20 protein-coding genes are annotated in these 22,158 nt (G+C 59.4%); 7 read left to right on the forward strand and 13 right to left on the reverse strand.

The features are described from left to right. Positions 1-144: 144 nt before the first annotated feature. Positions 145-477, forward strand: coding sequence for a hypothetical protein (locus ROI90_RS12705; RefSeq protein WP_315998724.1), 333 nt, complete (start codon positions 145-147; stop codon positions 475-477). A gap of 4 nt (positions 478-481) precedes the next feature. Here the strand turns inward: ROI90_RS12705 and ROI90_RS12710 are convergent, their stop codons facing one another. After that, complete coding sequence (locus tag ROI90_RS12710) at positions 482-1,108, reverse strand: MarC family protein (RefSeq protein WP_315998725.1); 627 nt, start codon at positions 1,106-1,108, stop codon at positions 482-484. A gap of 155 nt (positions 1,109-1,263) precedes the next feature. Here ROI90_RS12710 and purE point away from each other — a divergent pair, with 155 nt between their 5' ends. Both purE and ROI90_RS12720 read left to right on the forward strand, forming a co-directional pair. Beyond that, the gene (gene purE, locus ROI90_RS12715; protein WP_315998726.1) at positions 1,264-1,815 is read left to right on the forward strand and encodes a 5-(carboxyamino)imidazole ribonucleotide mutase; all 552 of its coding nucleotides are present in this window, start codon (positions 1,264-1,266) and stop codon (positions 1,813-1,815) included. Between the two features lie 57 nt (positions 1,816-1,872). Beyond that, positions 1,873-3,042: an endonuclease/exonuclease/phosphatase family protein gene (locus ROI90_RS12720; protein WP_315998727.1), complete on the forward strand. Its 1,170-nt coding sequence runs from the start codon at positions 1,873-1,875 to the stop codon at positions 3,040-3,042. A gap of 8 nt (positions 3,043-3,050) precedes the next feature. On the opposite strand, the gene ROI90_RS12725 is transcribed toward ROI90_RS12720, so the two are convergent. After that, positions 3,051-4,202, reverse strand: coding sequence for an FAD-dependent monooxygenase (locus ROI90_RS12725; RefSeq protein WP_315998728.1), 1,152 nt, complete (start codon positions 4,200-4,202; stop codon positions 3,051-3,053). Between the two features lie 194 nt (positions 4,203-4,396). Between ROI90_RS12725 and ROI90_RS12730 the strand changes: the two genes are divergently transcribed. Continuing rightward, positions 4,397-4,813 carry a hypothetical protein gene (locus tag ROI90_RS12730; RefSeq protein ID WP_315998729.1) on the forward strand — a complete coding sequence of 139 codons (417 nt, stop codon included), beginning with the start codon at positions 4,397-4,399 and terminating at the stop codon, positions 4,811-4,813. A 121-nt stretch (positions 4,814-4,934) separates the two neighbouring features. Here ROI90_RS12730 and dnaK read toward each other — a convergent pair whose 3' ends face one another. The 5 genes from dnaK to ROI90_RS12755 form a co-directional block, all read right to left on the reverse strand. Then, positions 4,935-6,875: a molecular chaperone DnaK gene (gene dnaK / locus ROI90_RS12735; protein WP_315998730.1), complete on the reverse strand. Its 1,941-nt coding sequence runs from the start codon at positions 6,873-6,875 to the stop codon at positions 4,935-4,937. 342 nt (positions 6,876-7,217) lie between these two features. Further along, the gene (locus ROI90_RS12740; protein ID WP_315998731.1) at positions 7,218-8,042 is read right to left on the reverse strand and encodes an alpha/beta hydrolase; all 825 of its coding nucleotides are present in this window, start codon (positions 8,040-8,042) and stop codon (positions 7,218-7,220) included. Beyond that, entirely contained in the window at positions 8,042-8,986 is a 945-nt protein-coding gene (locus tag ROI90_RS12745) for a pseudouridine synthase (protein WP_315998732.1), read from the reverse strand. Before ROI90_RS12745 ends, ROI90_RS12740 begins: the two co-directional genes overlap by 1 nt. A 52-nt stretch (positions 8,987-9,038) precedes the next feature. After that, entirely contained in the window at positions 9,039-9,443 is a 405-nt protein-coding gene (locus ROI90_RS12750; RefSeq protein WP_315998733.1) for a hypothetical protein, read from the reverse strand. Between the two features lie 41 nt (positions 9,444-9,484). Next, positions 9,485-11,554 (reverse strand): VWA domain-containing protein, encoded by a 2,070-nt coding sequence (locus tag ROI90_RS12755; RefSeq protein WP_315998734.1) that lies wholly within the window; start codon positions 11,552-11,554, stop codon positions 9,485-9,487. Positions 11,555-11,711: 157 nt separating this feature from the next. Between ROI90_RS12755 and ROI90_RS12760 the strand changes: the two genes are divergently transcribed. Continuing rightward, positions 11,712-12,257 carry a hypothetical protein gene (locus ROI90_RS12760; RefSeq protein ID WP_315998735.1) on the forward strand — a complete coding sequence of 182 codons (546 nt, stop codon included), beginning with the start codon at positions 11,712-11,714 and terminating at the stop codon, positions 12,255-12,257. A 41-nt stretch (positions 12,258-12,298) separates the two neighbouring features. On the opposite strand, the gene ROI90_RS12765 is transcribed toward ROI90_RS12760, so the two are convergent. Next, positions 12,299-13,498 carry an acetate/propionate family kinase gene (locus ROI90_RS12765; RefSeq protein ID WP_315998736.1) on the reverse strand — a complete coding sequence of 400 codons (1,200 nt, stop codon included), beginning with the start codon at positions 13,496-13,498 and terminating at the stop codon, positions 12,299-12,301. A 266-nt stretch (positions 13,499-13,764) separates the two neighbouring features. Continuing rightward, positions 13,765-14,700, reverse strand: a complete 936-nt coding sequence (locus tag ROI90_RS12770) for a DUF808 domain-containing protein (protein WP_315998737.1) — start codon at positions 14,698-14,700, stop codon at positions 13,765-13,767. Positions 14,701-15,074: 374 nt separating this feature from the next. Here ROI90_RS12770 and ROI90_RS12775 point away from each other — a divergent pair, with 374 nt between their 5' ends. Continuing rightward, positions 15,075-15,749, forward strand: a complete 675-nt coding sequence (locus ROI90_RS12775; protein ID WP_315998738.1) for a hypothetical protein — start codon at positions 15,075-15,077, stop codon at positions 15,747-15,749. Positions 15,750-16,015: 266 nt separating this feature from the next. Here the strand turns inward: ROI90_RS12775 and pta are convergent, their stop codons facing one another. The 3 genes from pta to fabG form a co-directional block, all read right to left on the reverse strand. Continuing rightward, entirely contained in the window at positions 16,016-18,106 is a 2,091-nt protein-coding gene (pta, locus tag ROI90_RS12780; protein ID WP_315998739.1) for a phosphate acetyltransferase, read from the reverse strand. Between the two features lie 119 nt (positions 18,107-18,225). Further along, on the reverse strand, positions 18,226-18,900 hold the full coding sequence (locus ROI90_RS12785; protein ID WP_315998740.1) for a YiiX family permuted papain-like enzyme: 675 nt from the start codon (positions 18,898-18,900) through the stop codon (positions 18,226-18,228). Positions 18,901-19,075: 175 nt separating this feature from the next. Next, a complete protein-coding gene (fabG, locus tag ROI90_RS12790) occupies positions 19,076-19,825 on the reverse strand; it encodes a 3-oxoacyl-[acyl-carrier-protein] reductase (protein WP_315998741.1) in 750 nt (249 codons plus the stop codon). 226 nt (positions 19,826-20,051) lie between these two features. Here fabG and ROI90_RS12795 point away from each other — a divergent pair, with 226 nt between their 5' ends. Then, a complete protein-coding gene (locus tag ROI90_RS12795; protein ID WP_315998742.1) occupies positions 20,052-21,290 on the forward strand; it encodes a geranylgeranyl reductase family protein in 1,239 nt (412 codons plus the stop codon). Between the two features lie 71 nt (positions 21,291-21,361). Here the strand turns inward: ROI90_RS12795 and ROI90_RS12800 are convergent, their stop codons facing one another. Beyond that, positions 21,362-22,105: a tetratricopeptide repeat protein gene (locus ROI90_RS12800; RefSeq protein ID WP_315998743.1), complete on the reverse strand. Its 744-nt coding sequence runs from the start codon at positions 22,103-22,105 to the stop codon at positions 21,362-21,364. Positions 22,106-22,158 lie beyond the last annotated feature (53 nt).

A 22,158-nucleotide genomic window follows, 5' to 3' on the forward strand; every position in this document is an offset into this window, starting at 1 on the left:
AGTTGCACCGTATGCCTACGCGAGTCCGTTGAGGACAGACTTTCTTACTAGCGCAGGAAGTAGATTGTAATTTGCCCTACCTTGCAGCCATATTAATAAGCCGGATTTTAGGTGCTTTTACAACTTTCCTGCATACATCGTAATATGACTATTATTTCACTTGTTGAAAAAGTCCTGCGCGCTGTGAAATTTTTGTTTTCCAGCCTTATCCTATGCTGGATGCTTGTTTTCATGTCCCCCTATAAGGAGCACTACCTAGAAATCAGCCGGTATTATTTCGATGACGATTCTATTTTCTTCGGAATGATGCTATCCTTCTTAGGTTTTCTAGTGCATCTGCCGAGCATCCTAGTAGCAACATTTCCTCTTCGCACACTCAGCGCGAAAGCTAATCTTCTGTTTGGAGTGAGTTTTATACTGATGTTGGCTTATTGGGGCTACTACATGCACAGCGACGCTGCAATGCACGAGCAATAGTAATCTACCGACTCAGCCCCGGAAACAGTGCCACTATGGCCGTGGCCAGGAAATTTACCCCAATGGCCAGCGTCAGGAAGCCCATGATGCGGGCCAGGGCCGCCATACCGGGCCGCCCCAGAAACCGCGTGAGCCGGAGCGAGGACATCAGGATGATGTAGGCGGCCAGCGCCACCAGGCAGAAACCCAGCACAATCAGGCCCATATCCGGCACACTCAGCTTCTTGGTGAACAACCCGATGCACACGGCCATGGAGCCCGGCCCCGAGAGCATGGGCATGGCCAAAGGCGTAAAGCTGATATCGTTCTTGTGCATGCTCTCCTCCAGGGTAGCTTCCGATACCTTGGCCCGGTTGCCGCCCGGTGTCAGCAGATCGAAGGCCGAGCGCATGAGCAGAATGCCGCCCGCAATGCGCAAATGGTGAATGTTGATGCCGAAAAAGTTGAGCACGTACTGCCCCGCGAAAAACGAAACCGTAAGCACGCCCACCATGTACAGGCAGGCTTTCAGGCCGATGTTGGCGCGCTCGGCGGGCGTATCTTCCTCCGTGAGGGTCAGAAACACGGGCATGGCCCCGAAGGGGTTAACCACGGAAAACAGAGTAGTGAAAGTGGCAAGCAGAATTTCCATCGGCAGGGCAGTAGGGCGCGGGTAAAGGTACGAGCCTTTGAGAATCAGCAAACAGGGAAAATGCTATGTTTAGCCGCTCAACCATGCCCGGAGTGGTGCGTAGAAGCTACTCCTTGCTGGGCGCCGACCAGCTTCTCTCTCCTCCTGTACTACGTATGACCACCGCTGCTCCCACTCCCAACTCAGAAACCGTACCCACCGACACACCCCTGGTGGGTATCATCATGGGCTCCCAGTCGGATTTGAAAATTATGACCGCCGCCGCCGAGCTGCTGCGGCAGTTTGGCGTACCGTATGAGCTGACATTGGTATCGGCCCACCGCACCCCGCACCGGCTGGTGGAGTACGCCGAAAATGCCCGCAAACGAGGACTGCGGGTGCTTATCGCGGGCGGAGGTGGGGCGGCCCATCTGCCGGGGATGGTGGCCTCCTTCACTACGCTGCCAGTTATTGGGGTGCCCATCAACTCGGCCACGTCCATTCACGGGCTCGATTCTATCCTGTCGATGCTGCAGATGCCGGCGGGAGTGCCGGTAGCCACCGTGGCGCTGGACGGGGCTACCAACGCGGCCGTGCTGGCTACCCAAATGCTGGCCCTCAGCAACGCCCGTCTGCAGGATGCGCTGGAAAAATACCGTACTTCGCTTAAAGACAAAGTAATGCGCACCATTGAGGAGCTGCGTAAAGGCGGCCTCAACGACGATTAGCAGTTTTCTCGTCCGTCTTCGCTCTGTTTTTCTCTCTCGCCCGTTTCGTTCCGCCCCTTGCCCAACTTCGACTCTCTTCCCCTCTGGCTCACCCTGGTGCACGGGCTTATGGCCCTGTTGGCCGTGGCCGCGCTAATTGCCACGTTTTTGCCCTTGCTACGCCAAACGGCGTGGTGGATTCGGGTGTTTGATTTTCCGCGCTTGCAGATTGTGGGCGTGTTGCTGGTTGTAATTTTGGGTGGGCTGGCGCTGGGCTGGGCTGAGTTGCCTGGTTACTACGGCCTGGGGCTGCTGCTGGCCTTGGCGGCCGCCGTGGTGTACCAGGGCTTCCGGATTGTGCCCTATACGCCGCTGGTAAAAAAGCAAGTGGGCGACAGCACGCTCAAGGATGGAAAACGCCATTTGAGCCTGGCCATGATGAACGTGCTGCAGTTTAACAAGCAAGGCAAACGGGCCTTGCAGGTGCTGCAGAAAGTTGACCCCGATATTATTATGGCCGTGGAAACCGATGAGTGGTGGTATCAGCAGTTGAAGCCGCTAGAGGAAACCCACCCCTACACCTGCCACGAACCCCTGGACAACACGTACGGCCTGCTGTTCTTCTCGCGCCTGAAACTGGAAAGCTGTGAGATTAAGTACCTACTGGATGATGACGTGCCCAGTCTGCACGCTCGTGTGCAACTAGCCGACGGCCGCACTTGGGTGCAGGTGTACGGCCTGCACCCCAAGCCACCAGCACCCGCCGAATCCAAAACCAGTACCAAGCGCGACGCTGAGTTGCTGCTGGTGGGTAAGGCCATCGACCAAAAAGACGAGCCTACCATTGTGTTCGGGGATATGAACGACGTGGCCTGGTCGCACACTTCGGAGCTGTTCCGGCGTATCAGCGGCCTGCTGGACCCCCGTGTGGGCCGGGGCCTGCTGCCTACTTTTCATGCCGATTATTCCCTGCTGCGCTGGCCGCTTGACCACGTATTCGTGTCGCCGCACTTCAAGGTAGACGATATGGAGCGGCTGCCGTACGTGGGCTCCGACCATTTTCCCATCTACATCAAGCTCAGCTACGAACCTCACGATAAGGAGGAACAGGAAGAAAACTGTGAGGAAGCCGATGCCGATGACCACGAGGAAGCCGTCGAGAAAATTCAGGAAGGCTTCGAGGAAGAAGACGAAGAGGAAACCGACGAAGCAGCCAATCCCGGCGAGAAAAAGGAGCTGACTACCTAGGCTGCGGCTTACAACTCCTGGTATAACCAAGCCATCTGCCGCTGAGCTACGGCGTCGGGAAGTAGCCGCATCACACGGTTGCGCACATTTACCAGCCAAGGATTTTCCAGTTGCCCAACCCGGCCCAGTTGCCAGGAAGTGCGCACCACGCGGGCGGTGCGGGCCCGTCGGCGTTGCTCAAATGCGCGGAACGCCGCCACTATATCCGTTGGGGTAGCGTGGAGGCACTGAGCCAGCACGGCGGCATCCTCCACGGCCATGCCCGCGCCCTGGCCCATATTGGGCGTGGTAGCATGGGCCGCATCACCTAGTAGCAGTACCCGGCCCTGCGCAAAGTGAGCCAAAGGGGGTAAGTCCTGAATATCGTTCCAGAGCAGCTGCTGGGCTGTCGTGAGGGCCAGCAGCTGCGGCACTGGCTGCGGAAACGCCCGAAACTCGCGCTGCAAGTCAGCGGATAAGTAGGCCTGAAACTGCGGATTGCGGGGCTGCGAGCTATTCAGGCAGGCAAACCAGTATACCTGCCCATTGCCCACGGGTACGTAGCCAAACCGCCGCCCGGCATCTCCCCACACCTCCGCCGATTCGCCCGCTGGCAGGTCAAGCTGCTGCGCATCCACAATGGCCCGCCAGCAGGTGTACCCCGCATAACGCGGCTCCGACTTTGGCCAGAGCTGCTTGCGCACCCGGGAGTGAATACCATCGGCCCCAATCAATGCATCGGCGGAGGCGGTGCTACCATCGGCGAAATGAGCCGTTACGGTTGTGCCCTGGGTGGTCAGTCGCTCGAAAGGGGTGCCGGTCTGTACTGTGCCGCCCGGCAACTGCTGCAGTAAAACCCGCTGCAACATGGCCCGGTGAATTCCCAGATTATCAAACCCAACTGACTGAGTAAGCGGTGTAGTATCGGCGCGTTGCAATACGCGGCCGCGCTGGTCGAGCAGGTTGAGGAGAGTTACCGGTGTACCGTGGGCGTGTACTGCTGCATGCAGGCTCATCTCATTCAGGGCACGCATGGCATTGGCTCCCAGTACCAGGCCAGCGCCTACTTCGCGTATTTCCGGGGCGGCTTCATACACCTGCACGGTGTGGCCCTGTTGCAACAGCGCGTGCGCCGTAGTCAGCCCGCCGATACCCGCCCCAATTACCAGAAAATGCGCCATGCGTTGCGTGATTGTGTGTGTCTGAGTTGTCCGGCTAATAAATGCGTCGCAAGCCACAGTATGTCGGCGGCTGAAATTAGATAAAACATTGTTCAGCTGTCAGATTCAAAGGGTTCTTAGTAACTACGTAGCCTTTTTACCACCCACGGCTCCTGAAGCTGTTCCATACTTTTGCTCCTTCTATGGCGTTTTCTTTGCAACGTACACGCCTATACTTCGAAAACCCGGTCGGCCGCCTGCTGGAAGTAGAAGCGCCGGCTAATTGTGCCATCATCCAGTACAAACCGGGCAAGCGCAATTTCGAAGAAATGCAGGCTTTTCTCACGCACACCCGCCACTTGCTTGTTTCCCGCAACTGGTATAAAATCCTGAACGACCAACGCGAAATGACGGCCTTCTCCGAGGAGGAACGCAAGTGGATTGCTGACAACTGGCTAAACGCCCGCCCCAACGGTGCTCAGCTATACCACGTGGCCGTGTTACTCTCGCACGATGTGTTTGCCCGCCTATCCATGAATCTCATCATGAATGAGACGCGTGAGTCGGGGTTGGTGTACCGACTATTTGAAGAGGAGGGGCTTGCCAGAACGTGGTTGCTACAACTGGAGTAAATCCCTAGGTCGGAAACAGCAGCAACTTCATTTAATGCAAAAAGGCCCGCGGCAACTTGCCGCGGGCCTTTTTTTGCGGTGCTGCATCTACGCTATCCGCAGAGCCAGCACTAGCTGTGATTTACTTGCCTACTTCTTCGTAGTCCACGTCGGTCACGTTGTCGTGGCCGGCGCCTTGCTGGCCGTTGCCGCCGGGCTGGCCGGTACCACCGAAGGGGTTGCCACCCTCAGCGCCGGGCTGCCCTTCGGGGCCGCTCTGAGCGTACATTTCCTGCGAGGCAGCCTGCCAGGCTGCATTGATGGCGGCCATAGCCGTATCAATAGCACCCAGGTCTTTGCTCTCGTGGGCCTTTTTCAGATCAGCCAGGGCTGTTTCCACGGCCGTTTTGTTGCCGCCGCTCAGCTTGTCGCCGTACTCAGTCAGCTGCTTCTCGGTTTGGAAGATCATCGAGTCAGCTGCGTTCAGCTTGGAGATGCGTTCTACTTCAGCTTTATCAGCCTCGGCATTGGCAGCAGCTTCCTGACGCATGCGCTCAATGTCAGCATCCGACAGGCCTGAGGAAGCTTCGATGCGGATTTTCTGCTCCTTACCAGTGCCTTTGTCCTTGGCCGTTACGTGCAGGATACCGTTGGCATCAATATCGAAGATTACTTCAATCTGCGGAACGCCGCGGGGTGCAGGCGGGATGGAGTCGAGGTGGAACTTACCGATGGTGCGGTTCTGCGCAGCCATCGGACGCTCACCCTGCAGTACGTGGATTTCCACGCTGGGCTGGTTGTCCGAAGCCGTCGAGAAGGTTTCCGATTTCTTGGTGGGGATGGTGGTGTTGGCTTCGATGAGCTTGGTCATCACGCCGCCCATCGTCTCGATGCCGAGGCTCAGCGGGGTTACGTCGAGCAGCAGCACGTCTTTTACCTCGCCGGTCAGTACGCCGCCCTGGATGGCAGCGCCCACGGCTACTACTTCGTCGGGGTTAACGCCTTTCGAAGGCTTCTTGCCGAAGAACTTCTCTACCTCTTCCTGAATGCGCGGAATGCGGGTCGAGCCACCTACCAGAATCACGTCGTTAATGTCCGAAGTGCTCAGGCCGGCGTCCTGCAGGGCTTTTTTCACGGGCTCCATCGAACGACGGATCAGCGAATCGGCCAGCTGCTCGAACTTAGCGCGGCTCAGCTTTACTACCAAGTGCTTGGGACCCGAAGCCGTAGCCGTCACGTACGGCAGGTTGATTTCGGTTTCCGTCGACGAGGACAGCTCTACTTTGGCTTTCTCAGCGGCTTCTTTCAGGCGCTGCAGGGCCATAGCGTCCTTGCGCAGGTCGAGGCCTTCATTCTCGCTGGCGAAGGTTTCGGCCAGAAAGTTGATGATTACCTGGTCGAAGTCGTCGCCGCCGAGGTGGGTGTCACCGTTGGTGCTCAGTACTTCAAATACGCCGTTGTCCAGCTCCAGAATCGAAATATCAAACGTACCACCGCCGAGGTCATACACGGCTACTTTGTGGTTCGAGTGGTCTTTATCCAGGCCGTACGCCAGGGCAGCAGCGGTAGGCTCGTTGATGATACGCTTCACATCGAGGCCGGCAATAGCACCGGCTTCTTTGGTAGCTTGGCGCTGAGCATCGTTGAAATAAGCGGGTACCGTAATAACGGCTTCGGTTACGGGCTGGCCCAGGTAGTCTTCGGCGGTCTGCTTCATCTTCTGCAGCACCATGGCCGAAATTTCCTGAGGCGTGTACTGCCGGTCGCCTATTTTCACGCCGACCGTGTTGTTGGAACCGCTACCCAGGGCGTAGGCTACGTTCTTGGCTTCTTCGTTCACTTCCGAGAAGTTACGGCCCATGAAACGCTTGATGCTCTGGATGGTGTTATGCGGGTTGGTAATGGCCTGACGCTTAGCCGGGTCACCTACCTTACGCTCACCTTTACCGTTGTCCAGGAACGCAACAATCGACGGGGTCGTGCGGCGGCCTTCGCTATTCGGAATTACCACCGGCTCGTTGCCTTCCATTACGGCCACGCAGGAGTTGGTGGTGCCGAGGTCAATACCAATTATTTTTCCCATGTTCAGGAGTATCGTTAGGGTGTTGAGGTGTCAGATAGAAAGAGCGCCGAAGCACTCACGCCAGGTTAGTTACAAGACGCGTACCAGCCCGAAAAACGGCCTCTATTCGTGACAGATTGTCATTTTGGGCAAAGCTGGGCCGTTCTTTCCGGACGGTCTGACTTCTACGGGAAAATTACCGTTGGGATTTCCTGACAGGTGGGCATAACCCACCAGTACTTGAACCACTACAGGAGCGCCGGTTACTGCTCGGTTAGAAACCCCACTACGGTTTGCTCCCAAAGCGCCTTATGCTTCCACCAGTACGGCTCATGGCCGGAGCCGGCAAAATCCTGCCGCTGCTTAGGGCCAGCCAGCGCCGCGAAAATGGCGTTGGTTTCGGGGCGGGTTACGCGTGGGTCGGCGGTGCCCCAAAGCAGCAGGGTGGGCATCGAGGTCGAAGGCCCAGAAGTTATTTTCCACCCCGCCCCAGAACACCAGCAGGTTGGCCATGGGGAAAGAGGGTACGTGCATGGAGCGGAAGCGGCTTTGGGCGGTTTGCAACATGGAGCCGTAGGGGCATTCCAGCACGTTGGCCGTGGGCCGCACGCCCAGCTCGGCTTCGGCCCGTAGCGTGGCCACGGCTCCCATGGAGTTGGCATACACGAATACTGGCCCACCCCGGCGCTGCAGCCAGCGCACTACCGTGGCTACGTCGGCGGCTTCGTGGTGACCTACGGTACACACGTTGCCATCAGAGCCGCCGTTGCCCGCAAAATCGGTGAGCAGTACGTTGTAGCCGAGGTGGCGGAAGTAGGTGGCCTCAGTCAGAAGCTTGCTTTTGGAGCTGGTGTAACCGTGAAACAACGCCACCGTGCCGCGCGGGCGGGCTACGGGGCCGTACCAGCATTCCAGGCGGCCGTTAGGGCTGCGCGGGTGCAGGGTGACGTACGGAAACGTGGGCCGCTGCTGGTTGACGGGCTTGGGGTTTTTGATGCCGGTGAGCAGCACCCCCAGCTTCTGCAGCGGCGTAAGTTGCTCCGGGTTACCGGTATGCCTCCCGGCCTCCGTGGTGAAGTGCGTGAAGCGCCAGGCATGGAAGGCGGCTACCACGTTCAGGCCCGCAAACACCACGGCCGCCAGCACTAACGTGCGGCGGCCGTAGCGGAGAAAGTGTTGACGGCGCATTAGCCGCGGCCGGGGCGTTTGCCACCGGTTGGGCCGGGTTTGCGGCCGGGGCCGCTGGGGCGACTACCTGGCGCGGCCGGACCCCGCCCGGTGGGCTTAGTACCGGGCTTGCGACCCGTACCTCCCGGAGCTGCGGGCCGGCCGCCGCTTTTGCCACCGGCTGGCTTGGGTGCAAAGGAGCCAGCACCCGCCGCGCGGCCCGCGCCACGGCTGCCGGCCGCGCGTTTGCCACCTTCAGCGGTGGGTTTGGCGGAATTACTGCGGTTGAAGCCGCCTGTGGGAGCTGGTTTGGCGTTGGCCGGGCGCACGCCGCCGGGCCAGTACTCGGAGCCTTTGCCGGGCGTGCGGAAGGTGCCGGCGGCGGCCGTCTGGGCGGCCATGTCTTCGGTAAGAGCCTGAATTTCCTTCTCGGTTAGCTCGCGCCACTGGCCGGGCTGGAGGTCGGCTACTTTGAGGTCGGCCAGCTGCACGCGCACCAGGCGCAGGGTAGGGAAGCCCACGGCGGCCGTCATTTTGCGCACCTGCCGGTTCATGCCCTGGGAAATGAGAATCTGTACCCAACTGGTGGGAATGGCAGCCCGGAACCGCACCGGCTTGCTCCGCTCCCAAAGCTCAGGGGCTTCGGGCAGTAATTCGGCCTCGGCGGGGGTGGTGAAGCCGGTTTTCAGGTCTACGCCGCGCCGCAGGTTTTCCAGGGCCTCCTCGGTGGGCACGCCTTCCACCTGCACCCAATAGGTTTTCGGTACCTTAAACCGGGGCTCGGAAAGGCGGTGCTGGAGCTGCTTGTCATCGGTGAGCAGTACCAGCCCTTCTGAGTCGTAATCGAGGCGGCCAACCGGATAAATGTTGGGTATGTTCACGAAGTCCTTAAGCGTTTGCCGGCCGTTTTCGTCGGTAAACTGGGTCAGGACTTCATAGGGCTTGTTGAGCAGAATGTAGCGCATGCGGGGCGTGAGCGTTCCGGCTCACCATCAAATGTTGGCGGCAAAGGTAGGGCTACTTCGCGGCCAGCCGCTTACGCCGGATACTTTCAGCCACCAAATTGCGCACGGTGCCATTGGGGCGGGCCACAAATTCTCCGCTGTCCTGCACCATTATCCCGTTGCGCATCTGGTCACGGTAGCTGTGGTACACCAGCGTACCAATGCGCACCGAATCGGCCGGCGTGGGCGCGGGTGGGGCGGGCAAACCGTTGATTTGGGCCATTTCGGCCACGTACAGCAGAGAGTCGCGCTTGGTGTAAGGGCGAAACCGGAATTTCTCCCCGAAGTAGTTGCTGGGCTCGGAGGCGCGGGTGCGCACGAAATCCTGCACGGCCAGCTTGGCCTTGTCCTCAGTGGTTTTGGAGCAGCTGGCCAGCAACGCTGCGACTGGTAGCAGAAATAAGCAGAAGCGGTTCATCGTCATCGTCAGGAAAAGCAAACTGTTGTACAACCCCGCCCCTACACGCCGCCGGAGTATTTGCGGGTGGCCCATTCTACCGTGAGCAGGCCCAAGAGCAGGAAAAATAGCCATTTCAGGTTGATGAGGTCCTGCAGGTCTTCTTGCTCGTACAGCACGGGCTTGTAATTGGCTTTGCGGATATCCTGGGCCAGCTGCTGCAGCTGCCGCGGGAAGTACAGCCGCTGCCCGCTGCGCCGAGCCAGCTGGGCCAGCAGGTTGTGGTCGGCCTTGGATTGGGTGGCTTCCAGCTGCTGGGCCTGCACCAGCACCTCGCCCCGGTCTTGCTGGGGCTGCCCCCCCAGGGTGGCACGGGCCGAGTAGCGGTACAGCCCGGCTGGCAATGGGCCCAGGTGCAGGGGAGAGCCGTCGTCGGTGTTGGTGTAAGTGAAGGTGCGTGTTTTCTGCCGCTCGTCGGTGAGCGTAAGCGTGATTGGCTGGTTGTAGATCCGCTCGAAGATGGCGTTGTAGGTTTCTGCCCCGAAGGTTACGTCGTCCTGGGTGTCGAAGGCATCCTGGGTCGGGTACACGTCGAGACGCTTTTTGTTGGCGTTCTGGGTGAGCAGCTGCAGGGTGCGCAGTACCAGCCGGTCGTAGGCCTCGGGCCGGTCGTCGTGCTCCACGGCTTCCTGCAGGCGCCATTGCCAGCTGCCTTCCGTGAGCAGGGTCGCCTGGCGCCGGGCCGCCGTGCCACCGAAAACCAGCAGGGGTTTCTGGGTTTTCACCCGGCCTACCTGCTGCCACAGCGCCACTTCGGTCCCGCCACTCACGCGCACCTCCCCGAAGGGTACTGCCGCCGGCGGGTAGGCCGCAAACCGCCGCAAAGCATCATCCTCAAACGAAAACCGCGTGAAGCTGGCATTCGGCACGGGCGTTACGTCGTCGGTCTGGCTGCCCCGGGGTGTTACCGTGAGGCCAGTGCCCAGGCTATTGTAGGCTCCGAAGTTGGTTTGGGAACCCAGCACGTACAGGGCGGGCACCCGGCGGGCCTTCACCTGGGCCAGTACTTCCGCGCCCACGCCGCTCTGGGCGGGCAGCTGGTGCAGAATGGCCACGTCGAAATCCTGGGTTTTTAGGGGGCTGATACCGGGCAGGTAGGTGGTCAGGTCGAAGTTGTCGTTCTGCTGAATAGCGGCGCGCAGGGCTTTCAGATCAGGGTGCGGAGCCGCGCCGGCCAGCAGTACCCGCAGCTTGCCCTTGACCACTTCCAGGTAGGCAAATTTCTGGTTATTAAGCAGCGTAAACTCGCCGGACAGCTGACTAACGGCTACCTCGTAGCGCCGCTTGCCGGGGGCCGGGGCCGTGAGGAGGAAGGTGGTTTTTACCCGGCGTTGCCCGGCCGGCAGCCGCACTTGCCGGGTTTGCAGCACCCGCCCGTTTTCGCGCACCTGCACCGTGGCCGTGCTGCCCGCGTACCCATCGTAGCCAATTTCGGCTTCAACAGGGAACTGGTTGCCGCTAAAGGCCACGCGGTTGTAGGCTAATGCCGGCACACTTACATCCTTCTTGGCAATGGTGTCGCCCACGCCAAGGGCATAAATCGGGAACGGGTACTCGGCATATTGCGGGGCCCGGCCCTGGTTTACCAGCCCATCCGACAAGAGCACCACGCCCGCCAGATTCCGGCCCTCGTAGCCCTCAGCAATACCGCTGAGCAGCCCATCCACATCGGTAGCGGCGGCCTGGAACTGCACCGAATCGGGCCGGGCCGACTGAGTGGCGCTCAGCGTGCGGGTTTCCACCTGAAAGCCCTGCCCGCGTAACTCCTGGGCCAGCTGCTGCAAGCCCTGGGTAGCTTGGCGCAGCACCGTCGGGGGCGTAAACAGCCCTACCGACTGGGAGTTATCCAGGGCCAGTACCACGGTGGGCTCCTGCCGGGTGGTAGTAGTAGATTTCAGGAAGGGCGACAGGAGCAGAAAGCACAGGAAGCTTACCACCGCGAAGCGCACGGCCGCCAGCACGTAGTTCACGCTTCGGCTCCAGGGAGCTTTGGCCGAGTACAGCAGAGCCGCGTAGCCCAGCCCCACCAGCAGGCACAGCGCAATAAACCAGGGAGAAGCAGATAACAGCAAAAGCCGACAGAAATCAGGTTAGAATCTAAGAACCCCGGATTGACCCGCAGAGTTGCGCCGCGCCTTCGGGGCTTGGTAACGAAGGTAGCAGGTTGCGGGGGAGATGGTAAACTGGAACCCGCCGCCGCTTACCTTGGGACAGAATCAGGCCCACGATATGCTGCAGAAATTAGCTCCCGTTTTGTTTGTGCTGGCGTGCGCGGCGTTTGTGCTGTTGCCGAAGCTGTTTCCGCCCTCACATTATCAATTGAAGGATATAGGAAGTCCAGAATTACACATTGGTAACCTAGGTTTCGATACACTTACATTATATGCTCATTACTCAGAATGCGGCGAATGGGGAGGCCACCGCGAGATAATACATGTTTATATGAGCGAAAAAGCTCGGCGTAATTCTCCCGACTTCTCGCAGTGGAAAGGACCATTAGCGGCAACATGGCTCCTCGATACTATAGGTTGCTCCTATCGGCCCGACAGAAAATATATCAAGCAGGCAGTTATACAACTCACGGCCGCACAAGAGGCAAGTGTTGTACACTACGCACAAGCACTTACCATCCGCAGTTTCAAGCAGGCACCACCATCCCACGCTGGAAATGCTTTTTCCTTGCGATACCATAGTACACGGATTGAGCTTTATCCGGCTGATGATTGGAGTAAGTTTGATGAACTACGCACCCAACTTTTTTCAGCGGCTAGATAACAGGTGGTTTTATCAACACTCCGCCAACTGACTAACCAGCATTACTCTATCACGGCCGCGCACAGCCGCGCAATTTCCAACTCCTCGTTGGTAGGCACCACCAGCACCCGCACTCGGCTGCCGGCCGCCGATAAGTCGCGGATGCCGGGTGCGCGGCGGGCGTTTTCGGTTTCATCGAGCCGGATACCTAGAAAGCCTAGGTTGGCGCACACCAGTTGGCGCACCAGCGCGTCGTTTTCGCCCACGCCGCCCGTGAATACCACGGCATCAGCCCCGTTGAGGACGGCCAAGAAGCTGCCGAGGTACTTCTTGATGCGGTAGGCGTAGAGGTCGTAGGCGAGGCGGGCGCGCGGGTCGCCTTCGTTGAGTTGGCGCGTGATGTCGCGCATGTCGCTGTGGCCGGTGAGGCCGAGCATGCCGCTTTCCTTATTGAGCAGGTTCTTCACGTCGTCGAGGGAGTAGCCCAGCTGCTCTACCAAGTGGAAAATGACGGCCTGGTCGGTGTCGCCGGCGCGGCTGCCCATCACCAGGCCGTTCATGGGGCCGAAGCCCATGCTGGTATCCACGGCGCGGCCGGCCACGGTGGCGGTCATGCTGCAGCCGTTGCCCAGGTGCACCGTGATAACGCGGGCGTCGGGCTGGCCCAGGTAGCGCAGGGTTTCGCGGCTCACGAACTGGTGGCTGGTGCCGTGGAAGCCGTAGGCGCGCAGCCCGTGCCGGGTGTACAGCTCCTCGGGCAGCGCGAAGCGGTAGGCGTGGGGCGGGAGCGTGCTATGAAACGCCGTGTCGAACACTGCCACCTGCCGGGCCTGCGGGAACAGCTGTTCGGCCACTTCCATACCCAGCAGGTTGGCCGGGTTGTGCAGCGGGGCCAGCGGAAACAGCTCCCGGATGCGGGCCTTCACCTCCGGCGTTACCAGCGTCGGCTCCCGGAACTCCTCGCCCCCGTGCACGGCCCGGTGGCCCACCAACTGTACGTCGGCCGGGTCGGGCAGCACGCCGGTTTCGGGGTTGGTGAGCAGGCGCATGGCCTGCTCCAGGCCGGTGCGGTGGTCGGGGATGGGCAGGGTGTGGCGTTCGGTGTGCTCCTGGCCGTCGGGCAGCAAAGACGTGTGCGTGAGCTGGCCATCGGGCAAACCGATGCGCTCCACCAGCCCGCGGGCCAGCGGCTGCTCCTGCGGCCAGCGAAACAGTTGGTACTTCAGCGAGCTGCTGCCGGAGTTGATGACGAAGATGTGCATGGGAATGACAAGGGGAAACGGTGCTGCAGAACACCGGACTTTCGTACTTCGGCAAGCTCAGCAGCATGGTCTGGTTAACCTAATTTGCGGAAAACAAGGGGTAGAGCTAAAAAACAAGTTCCCCTCCTTGGAAAGGAGGGGTTAGGGGTGGTTGATGCTGGTAGAACGAATTATAGAGCTAGTTCTAAAAATTGTTCTGACGCAAGGTCAACCACCCCTAGCCCCTCCTTTCCAAGGAGGGGAACTAGCTTCTAGCCCTAAATCTACTATGCCACCACCTCTTTCTTGGCTGGCAGCATCTTCTTCACCAGCCGTACTACTTGGTCAACCACGAAGCCAACCACCAGGCCGCCCAGGCCGCAGGCCACTACTTTGGCCAGCCAGGCCACGGCGGGCATGGAGGCTAGGGCTTCTTCCAGGTCGTGCAGCAGGTGAGCGGTGAAGGGGATGCCGTGGGCAATGATTTCGGCGCCCACCCACAGCATGGCGGCGGTGCCTACGTAGCTCAGGATGCTGAGGAACTTCGGCATGAACTTCACGAGGCCGCGGCCGAAGCTTTTGGTGGCCGCGCTGTTGTCGCCCTCGGCCAGGTGCAGGCCGATGTCGTCGGCCTTCACAATCAGCCCCACGAAGCCGTACACGGCCACTGTGATGAATACCGCCACGGCCAGCATCACCACAATCTGGTTCACGATGGGCTGGTCGGTTACCTGGCTGTAGGCAATGGCCATGATTTCGGCCGACAGAATGATGTCGGTGCGGACGGCGCCGGCCACGCGCTGCTTTTCCAGCTCCTCCGGCGTAATGGTTTCCAGCTGCTCGGTTTCCGCGTGGGCCTCGGGGTGCTTGCTGAATAGGGAATGCACCTTCTCGTAGCCCTCGTAGCACAGGTAGGCCCCGCCCAGCATCAGGATGGGCGTGATGGCCCAGGGCGCGAAGTAGCCCAGCACCAGCGCTGCCGGCGTCAGAATCAGCAGCTTGTTGAACAGCGACTTTTTGGCAATCTGGAAGATGATGGACAGCTCCCGGCTGGGGTCGAGGCCGACCACGTATTTGGGCGTCACGGCCGTATCGTCAATCACGATGCCCGACACCTTGCCGGTGGTTTTGGCCACCTGCGCCGGCACGTCGTCCAGGCTGGCGGCACTGACTTTCACTAAAGCCGAAATATCATCTAGTAATGCAAAAAGTCCGGAGGCCATGTAGGTTGGTTGGGTGAAAAAAGCAGAGTTAAAAGCGTGCAGCCGGCCCGCGTGCCCGAGTTATCGGGCGGCAGGCCGCTGCAAAGGTATCCGGAGCAGTCATACGTTGGCCAAAGGCCCGGAACTGAAGCTCGGCAGGCCAGCCGGTACGTAACGACTGCGGGGGTACGCCGTGCTAGTACGGTTTTGCTGCAAAAAAGACGCTAGGCGCACCTGTTTCTCTCCTCGATAGCCTCGAGTTGCAAGGACCGGTTTGCGGTAATAAGGCCAACATCAGTGCTATTGCCTAAAGACTATTGCGTACAGAACGTATATTGCTCAAACTCAAATACCTTCACGACCTTCGGCAACAGGAATGTTAGCAGTAACTTAAAATGAACTTCAATCAAATTCAACGGACGGACAAATGGATAGATGTTTGGAAGGCATTTCTGACAATTCAGCCACGTAAAGAAATCTTTGAGCAGAATCCTGTTGACCATGTTTCATCTCATTTTGATATCAATGGAGAATGGTCGCCAATGAGAAATTTTTTCTTTGAGAGACTTAGTGCCGCAGAATTCCATTGGTTTTTTGTCCAAGGAGTTGATTGTATGTTTAATGAATTTTATGTGCCTGCGGTTTCTTCGTTACTTAACGGAATAGAAGCAAGTTTGCGAATTACAGTTTCACAAATTCAGACTCCTCAGAATGAATTTATTGAGTTGACACCCTACAAGGTTTTAAGCAATAATTTGATTTCAGACGCAAAAGCTTTAGGAGTACCTGTGGAAGCTTTAGCGTTTCCTAAAGAAAATGACTTTCTGAATAAACTTCAAACGCAAAAGCCCAACGTCATTTCGGTTGAAGTAGTAAGGCATAGGAATAACATATGCCATGGCAATATTTTGGAATTTGTGAATACAGAATTGGGAAGGGGAAATTCATTTTTTACGCCAGTGTCATTGAGGAATCTCTGTTTCGATTTGCTAAACATTTGTGGGCTTTGGGCTGAAAAATTGGGAGAATTTAGAAGAATAAATAAAATATCACATTACGACTCAAAATAAGCTGCTGCTAACATTGCATTGGCAATATAGCGGGGCGACGAATACATTCTCCGCGTTTTGTTTGCTGTTCAGCTTCGGTTTCGGCAGACGAATAACGCCAAGCAACAGAATAAACAATGACCTTTTGTATCTTTAATCAGCAGCAGCACCTGGCTTACGGAACACAGAATACCGCCACATCGCCAATGCTTCAACGCTAGCCCCAAAAAATCAAAAGGCCCCATTGCTTCACCTGAAGCAATGGGGCCTTTGTGCGGCTGCCGAAACTAGCCCTGGGCCTGAATGGCCGTCAGCAGCACGGTGTTGTAGATGTCATCGACGGTGCAGCCACGGCTCAGGTCGTTGACGGGCTTGTTCAGGCCCTGCAGCATCGGGCCGATGGCCAGGGCGCCGGTTTCGCGCTGCACGGCTTTGTAGGTGTTGTTGCCGGTGTTCAGGTCGGGGAAGATGAGCACGCTGGCCTGGCCGGCTACCGGCGAGCCGGGCAGTTTCTGCTGGCCCACGGCGGGGTCCACGGCGGCATCGTACTGGATGGGGCCTTCCACCAGCAAATCGGGGCGAAGCTGGCGCACGAGCTGGGTGGCCTGGCGCACCTTGTCCACGTCGGCCCCCTCGCCAGAGGTGCCCGAGGAGTAGGAGAGCATGGCCACCCGCGGCTCGATGCCGAAGCGCCGGGAGCTGTCGGCCGAGGAAATGGCAATTTCGGCCAGCTGCTCGGCGGTGGGGTTGGGGTTCACGGCGCAGTCGCCAAACACCGCCACCCGGTCGGGCAGGCACATAAAGAACACCGACGACACCACCGACACGCCCGGCCGCGTCTTGATGAACTGCAGCGCCGGCCGAATGGTATGCTGCGTGGTGTGCACCGCCCCCGACACCATACCGTCGGCCAGGCCCTTATACACCAGCATCGAGCCGAAATACGACACGTCGGTCATCAGGTCGCGGGCCATTTCCAGGGTCACGCCTTTGCTGCGGCGCAGCGCAAACAGGGTTTCGGCGAAGTCCTGGAACAGTTCGGAATGTTGCGGGTCGAGCAGCTGCACGCGCTGCGGGTCCAAAGGACGGCCGAGGCGCTTGGCGGCGGCCAGAATCTGGGTTGGGTCGCCGAGGATGGTGAGGCTCACCACGTCCTGCTCCAGCAGGCGGGCCGCCGCGCGCAGCACCCGGTCGTCGTTGCCCTCGGGCAGCACAATGTGCTTGCGCTGGCTGCGCGCCCATTGCAGCAGCTGGTACTGGAACATGTGCGGCGTGAGGCCGCGCGGCGCAAACGTACTGAGCTGCTCCAGCAGGCGCGGGGCATCCAGATGGCGCTCAAACGTCTGGATGGCCAGCCGGATTTTCTTGGTTTGCTGCGGCCCGATGCGCGCCTGAATGTTGCCGATGCGCGTAGTAGTCTGGAACGTGCCCGACTCGACCAGCAGAATCGGCACGGCTGCGGGCAAACCCTCAATCAGGCGCAGCACCGAGTCCTCGGGCCGGTAGCCGCTGGTGAGCACCAGCCCCGCCACCCGCGGGTAGCTAGCCGACATATTGGCCTGCAGGGCACTCAGAATAAGGTCGGCCCGGTCGCCGGGCGTGATGATGAGTACGTTTTCTTCCAGACGCAGCAAAAAGTTGGGCACCTGCATCGAGCCATTGATGAAGTGGTCGACGGGATTAGCCAACTGGTCGGCCCCGAACAGCAGCTCCCCGCCCAGCTGGTCGTGGATTTCCTGCATGGTGGGGCTGCGCAAAGCCGGGCTTTCCGGAATGAGGGCCAGCTGGGTTTCGGGCGGCAGCTGGTCGCGTAGCAGCACGCGTACCTCGTCCAGCTGCTCCGGGGCCACGCGGTTGAGCACCAGGGCCAGCACCTGCACCTCACTTTCCAGCGCGTCGCGCCGGATGGAAAGCGCCGAGTTGACGAGCTGCTCCACCGTTTTATCCAAGCCCGAAATCAGCAGAATCACCGGCACGCTCAGGTTGCGGGCCACCTGCCAGTTCAAATCCAGCTCCAAAGCCAGGCTGCTGCCCACGAAGTCGGTACCTTCCACCACCACGAAATCGTGGGTGGCTTCCAGCTGCTTGAAGCGGTGAATGATGGTGTCGAGCAGCTCGCCGGCGCGGCCTCCTTCTACCATGCGCAGGGCCTCCTGGCCGGTGTAGGCGTAGGTTTCGGGGTAGGTAAGGGGCAACTGGAAGTGCTGCAGCACTGTCTGGATGTGATAGTCGGGCTGGCCGTCGGCGAGGGGCGTGATGATAGGCTTGAAGTAACCCACCCGCTGCGCCTGCCCCAGCAGCAGGTGCACCAGCCCCAGCGTCACAACGGATTTGCCGCTGTACGGCTCGGCAGTGGCAATGAAAACGGCTTTGCTCATGCGGGTGCGTAAATAAGTCAGAAGCACTTACGGATGCTGGGCAAGATGCGGCGGATTGTCTCGGCCCAACAGCGGAAAAAGTTGCGTTACCAGTCCGGCTACACCAAGCTCGCGTAGTGCTAACGCACTGTTACCAACTCCGGGCTTCCCAGCATCCGTACCGGCGAAATTACCTTTTCATCAAGCGGAATCTGCTGGCCATACCGCTCGCGCAGCTTGGTTTGCACGGCGGGGTGGGAGAGGTCGAACTCCCGCAGGCGCTGGAGCTGGCCGATTTCGCGGCCGGTGGCTTGCTGGTACATCTTCCACAGCAGTTCCGAGCAATAAATCCGCTCATCGGACCAGCCAAAATATAGGTCGTAGCTCTTGCCCCGGTACTGCTCACCAGCCGCGCGCAGCTTCTGCAAAACCGGGGTAGTTAGCACAGTTTCGGCGTCGCGCAGGCGCTTGACTACGAAGCGGCCGCCCTGGCCCCGGGCCACCCAGGCGGCCAGCGTGGTCTCGCTCACGGGCTGCACGGCCTCAAACACGCGCCACTGGCCGTTTCTTTGAAACAGAATACCGCAGTGGCTGTACGCCGAATGGGTAGCCAGTTGGATAGCCCGGCTCTGGGCCGATTGGGACGTCTGGAAAATCAGGTCGCCGTTGTGGAGGCGAGGCGAAATAGCTTGCCAATCGGGCTGCATAAAGCGCCGAATATGGGCTTCAACCGTTTTGCGCTGGGCATACGGGCCATATAGCCGCACACCCAAGAGCAGCAAGAGCGGCAGCAGAAACAGCAGAAAGCGGCGCATGATGGGCAGGAGCTAGAGCTAAAACTAGTTCCCCTCCTTGGAGAGGAGGGGTTAGGGGTGGTTGATGCGGGTTGAACAGTTTTTTAGAATTAGCTCTAGTACTGTTCATCGAATATCAACCACCCCTAACCCCTCCTTTCCAAGGAGGGGAACTAGTACTAGTATCTAAAAAAAACTACGTCAACATGCCGCCATCTACCTGCAGCACCTGGCCGGTGATGTACGACGAATCATCGGAGGCCAGGAAGGCGGTGGCTTTGGCAATATCCTCAGGCTTGCCGCCGCGCTTCAGCGGAATAGCCTTGCGCCACTCATCTACCTGCTTGGGGTCGAGGGCATCGGTCATTTCGGTTTCGATGAAGCCGGGCGCAATGGCGTTGCAGCGGATGTTGCGCGAGCCCAGCTCCAGGGCCACCGACTTGGTAAAGCCGATAATACCCGATTTGGATGCCGCGTAGTTGGCTTGTCCGGCGTTGCCTTTGATGCCCACCACCGAAGTCATGTTGATGATGCTGCCGGCTTTGGCGCGCATCATGGGCTTGGTGGCCGCTTTGGTGAGGTTGAACACCGACTTCAGGTTAACGGCAATAACCTGGTCCCACTGCTGCTCGCTCATGCGCATCAATAAGCCGTCTTGGGTGATACCGGCGTTGTTCACCAGAATATCCAGCTTGCCGAACTCGGCCACCACATCGTCCACCAGCTTCTCGGCTTCGGCGTAGATGGAGGCATCAGAGCGGAAGCCCTTCACCTTGGAGCCGTGGGCCGCCAGCTCGGTTTCCAGCTGCTGGCCTTTCTCCACGCTGGAGAGGTAGGTGAAGGCCACCTGAGCGCCCTGCTGGGCGAAATACACCGCAATGGCGCGGCCAATTCCTTTGGAAGCACCCGTAATCAGGGCCACTTTTCCGTCGAGCAATTTCGTCATGTTAATAAGAGTGGAGCTACAAGCTTTATGCTGCAAGCTACACGCTTTTTTTAGCTGTGAACCTGGGAAAGCTGCCGCTCGCGCCGGTAGCGCAAACTTTGTGGTTTGCGTCTCCGCGCCGTTAGCTTTGTTAATCGACGCGGAGACGCGAACCACAAAGTTTGCGCTACACGTAGCGTACCGCTTGCCGACTGAAGCGTGTAGCTTGCGGCCTGAAGCCATTTTCATGACAACCGATATCTGCATTCTGGGTGCCGGGCCGGGCGGGGCCACAGCGGCCCTGCATCTGGCCAATGCCGGCCACCGCTGCCTGCTGCTGGACCGCGCTACCTTTCCCCGCGACAAAGTGTGCGGTGATGCCCTTAGCGGCAAGGTCATTAGTGAGTTGCGCCGCATAGGGGAGGAGCTACCGGCCCGTTTCGCCGCCGAGCCCATCCAACTGCCTAGCTGGGGTATTGATTTTTACGCGCCCAACGGCCGCCGCCTGGCCGTGCCGTTCAAGCCCCGCTACAACCCCGCCCTCGACCGCGCCGCCGGCCACATCAGCAAGCGGTTGCACTTTGATAACTTCCTCATCGAAGAAGTGCGCCGCCACCCCGAAATCGACTTCCGCGAAAATACCGACGTAGCCCGCCACGAGCAGCTGCCCAACGGTACCTGGCGCCTGCTGGCTGCCGACGGCCAGGAAATTGCCACCTGTCGGCTGTTACTGGTGGCCAATGGAGCCCAGTCGCACTTTGCCCGCGTGGTGGGCGGCCACGAGCTGGAGCCTGAGCACCATTGCGCCGGCCTACGGGCTTACTACCGGGGCGTGCAGGGCCTGCACCCCGATAATTTCATCGAGCTGCACTTCATCAAGGAGTTTCTGCCGGGCTACCTTTGGGTATTTCCGCTGCCCAACGGCGAGGCCAACGTGGGCGTGGGTATGCTCACGGAAGCCGTGTCCAAAAAGAAAGTGAAGCTGCGGGAGCGGCTGGAGGAAATCCTGAAAACGCATCCGGCCCTGAAAGACCGGTTTGCCACCGCCGAGCGGCTGGGGCCGGTGCGGGGCTTCGGGCTGCCGCTGGGCTCCAAGCGCCGGCCGCTCTCGGGCCCCGGCTACCTGCTGCTCGGCGACGCGGGCTCCCTCATCGACCCGTTCAGTGGAGAAGGTATCAGCCACGCCATGGTATCGGGCCGCCACGCCGCCGACTGGGCCGCCCGCGCTTTGGCCGCTCAGGATTTCTCCCCGGTCTTCCTGAAAGGCTACGATGCAGCCGTGTACAACCGCCTCTGGCAGGAGCTGCGCCTGAGCCGGGCCATGCAGCGCCTACTGGGCTACCCCTGGCTGTTCAACTTCATTGCCAACCGCGCCGCCAACAACCCCACCCTGGCCGAAACCATCAGCAACATGTTCCTCGACCTGGACCTGCGCGAACGGCTGCGCCAGCCCAGCTTTTATGTGAAACTGCTGCTAGGAAGATAGGATTGAAGCCAAAAAGCCCGGCTGTCCTCCGTAGGCTCAGGAGGACAGCCGGGCTTTTTAACTTCAATTGGCTATTTCCCCGCGTAGCGACGCAGGCTTTTTTCGGCTTCGGGGTTAAGCTGAGTGGCTTTTTCCAGGTCGGCTTTGGCTTCGGCGGGCTTGTTGATGGAGGCGTAGCTGATGCCGCGGTACTCGTAGGCGTCGGCGTAGTTGGGGTCAATGCTGATAGCTTTGGCGAAGTCCGGCACGGCTCCTTTGAAGTTGAAGAGCTGCATTTTGGCCGCTCCCCGGCCAAAGTAGGCTTCCTTATCCTCGGGGTTGTACTTCACCGCCTTGCTGAAATCAACAATAGCGGCGCTGTACTCCTTCATTTTCAGGCGGTTCAGCCCCCGGTTGTAGTACGCTTCAGCACTGGCTGGTTTCAGGCGCAACGCCGAGTTGTAGTCGGGCATGGCATCCTTGTAGTCCTTGAGGTGGCTTTTGGCTTTGGCCCGAGCCAGTAGGGCATCAAAGTCGCGAGGCTTTACTTTAAGCTTCTGGTCCGCCACCCGAATTTCCTCCCGGTAATCAGCGTTGGTTTTGCGGGCTGCCGGCTCTACGGGTAACGGCACGGCAGGCCCCGCGGATGCCGTGGCCATAGTAGAAGTTGAAGAAGGGCGCGACGCCGAGTCGGCGCGCTGGGCCAGGGCAGTTTCGCGGGCAGCGTTGCGGGCCGAAGAGGTCGGCCGCTCCACGTCGGTAGTAGTGCCCCGGGCACAGGCTCCGGCCAGGAAAATAGTAGAGCCAGCCAGCAGAGAAAGTAAGGGTAATTTCATGAGTATGAACGGGAAATGCAGTCAAAACCAGGTGATTGGCCTGTGGCCAACGG

The sequence above is a fragment of the Hymenobacter endophyticus genome (assembly GCF_032464715.1).
Classification (GTDB): domain Bacteria; phylum Bacteroidota; class Bacteroidia; order Cytophagales; family Hymenobacteraceae; genus Hymenobacter; species Hymenobacter endophyticus.

Bases quoted from the DNA above. Each gene is read 5' to 3' on its own strand.
- ROI90_RS12765 (WP_315998736.1), bottom strand. From the start codon at position 13,498: ATGCACATCTTCGTCATCAACTCCGGCAGCAGCTCGCTGAAGTACCAA.
- ROI90_RS12710 (WP_315998725.1), bottom strand. From the start codon at position 1,108: ATGGAAATTCTGCTTGCCACTTTCACTACTCTGTTTTCCGTGGTTAAC.
- ROI90_RS12770 (WP_315998737.1), bottom strand. From the start codon at position 14,700: ATGGCCTCCGGACTTTTTGCATTACTAGATGATATTTCGGCTTTAGTG.
- fabG (WP_315998741.1), bottom strand. From the start codon at position 19,825: ATGACGAAATTGCTCGACGGAAAAGTGGCCCTGATTACGGGTGCTTCC.
- purE (WP_315998726.1), top strand. From the start codon at position 1,264: ATGACCACCGCTGCTCCCACTCCCAACTCAGAAACCGTACCCACCGAC.
- dnaK (WP_315998730.1), bottom strand. From the start codon at position 6,875: ATGGGAAAAATAATTGGTATTGACCTCGGCACCACCAACTCCTGCGTG.
- ROI90_RS12775 (WP_315998738.1), top strand. From the start codon at position 15,075: ATGAACTTCAATCAAATTCAACGGACGGACAAATGGATAGATGTTTGG.
- ROI90_RS12705 (WP_315998724.1), top strand. From the start codon at position 145: ATGACTATTATTTCACTTGTTGAAAAAGTCCTGCGCGCTGTGAAATTT.
- ROI90_RS12800 (WP_315998743.1), bottom strand. From the start codon at position 22,105: ATGAAATTACCCTTACTTTCTCTGCTGGCTGGCTCTACTATTTTCCTG.
- ROI90_RS12750 (WP_315998733.1), bottom strand. From the start codon at position 9,443: ATGAACCGCTTCTGCTTATTTCTGCTACCAGTCGCAGCGTTGCTGGCC.
- ROI90_RS12785 (WP_315998740.1), bottom strand. From the start codon at position 18,900: ATGCGCCGCTTTCTGCTGTTTCTGCTGCCGCTCTTGCTGCTCTTGGGT.
- ROI90_RS12795 (WP_315998742.1), top strand. From the start codon at position 20,052: ATGACAACCGATATCTGCATTCTGGGTGCCGGGCCGGGCGGGGCCACA.
- ROI90_RS12725 (WP_315998728.1), bottom strand. From the start codon at position 4,202: ATGGCGCATTTTCTGGTAATTGGGGCGGGTATCGGCGGGCTGACTACG.
- ROI90_RS12740 (WP_315998731.1), bottom strand. From the start codon at position 8,042: ATGCGCCGTCAACACTTTCTCCGCTACGGCCGCCGCACGTTAGTGCTG.
- ROI90_RS12745 (WP_315998732.1), bottom strand. From the start codon at position 8,986: ATGCGCTACATTCTGCTCAACAAGCCCTATGAAGTCCTGACCCAGTTT.
- ROI90_RS12760 (WP_315998735.1), top strand. From the start codon at position 11,712: ATGCTGCAGAAATTAGCTCCCGTTTTGTTTGTGCTGGCGTGCGCGGCG.
- pta (WP_315998739.1), bottom strand. From the start codon at position 18,106: ATGAGCAAAGCCGTTTTCATTGCCACTGCCGAGCCGTACAGCGGCAAA.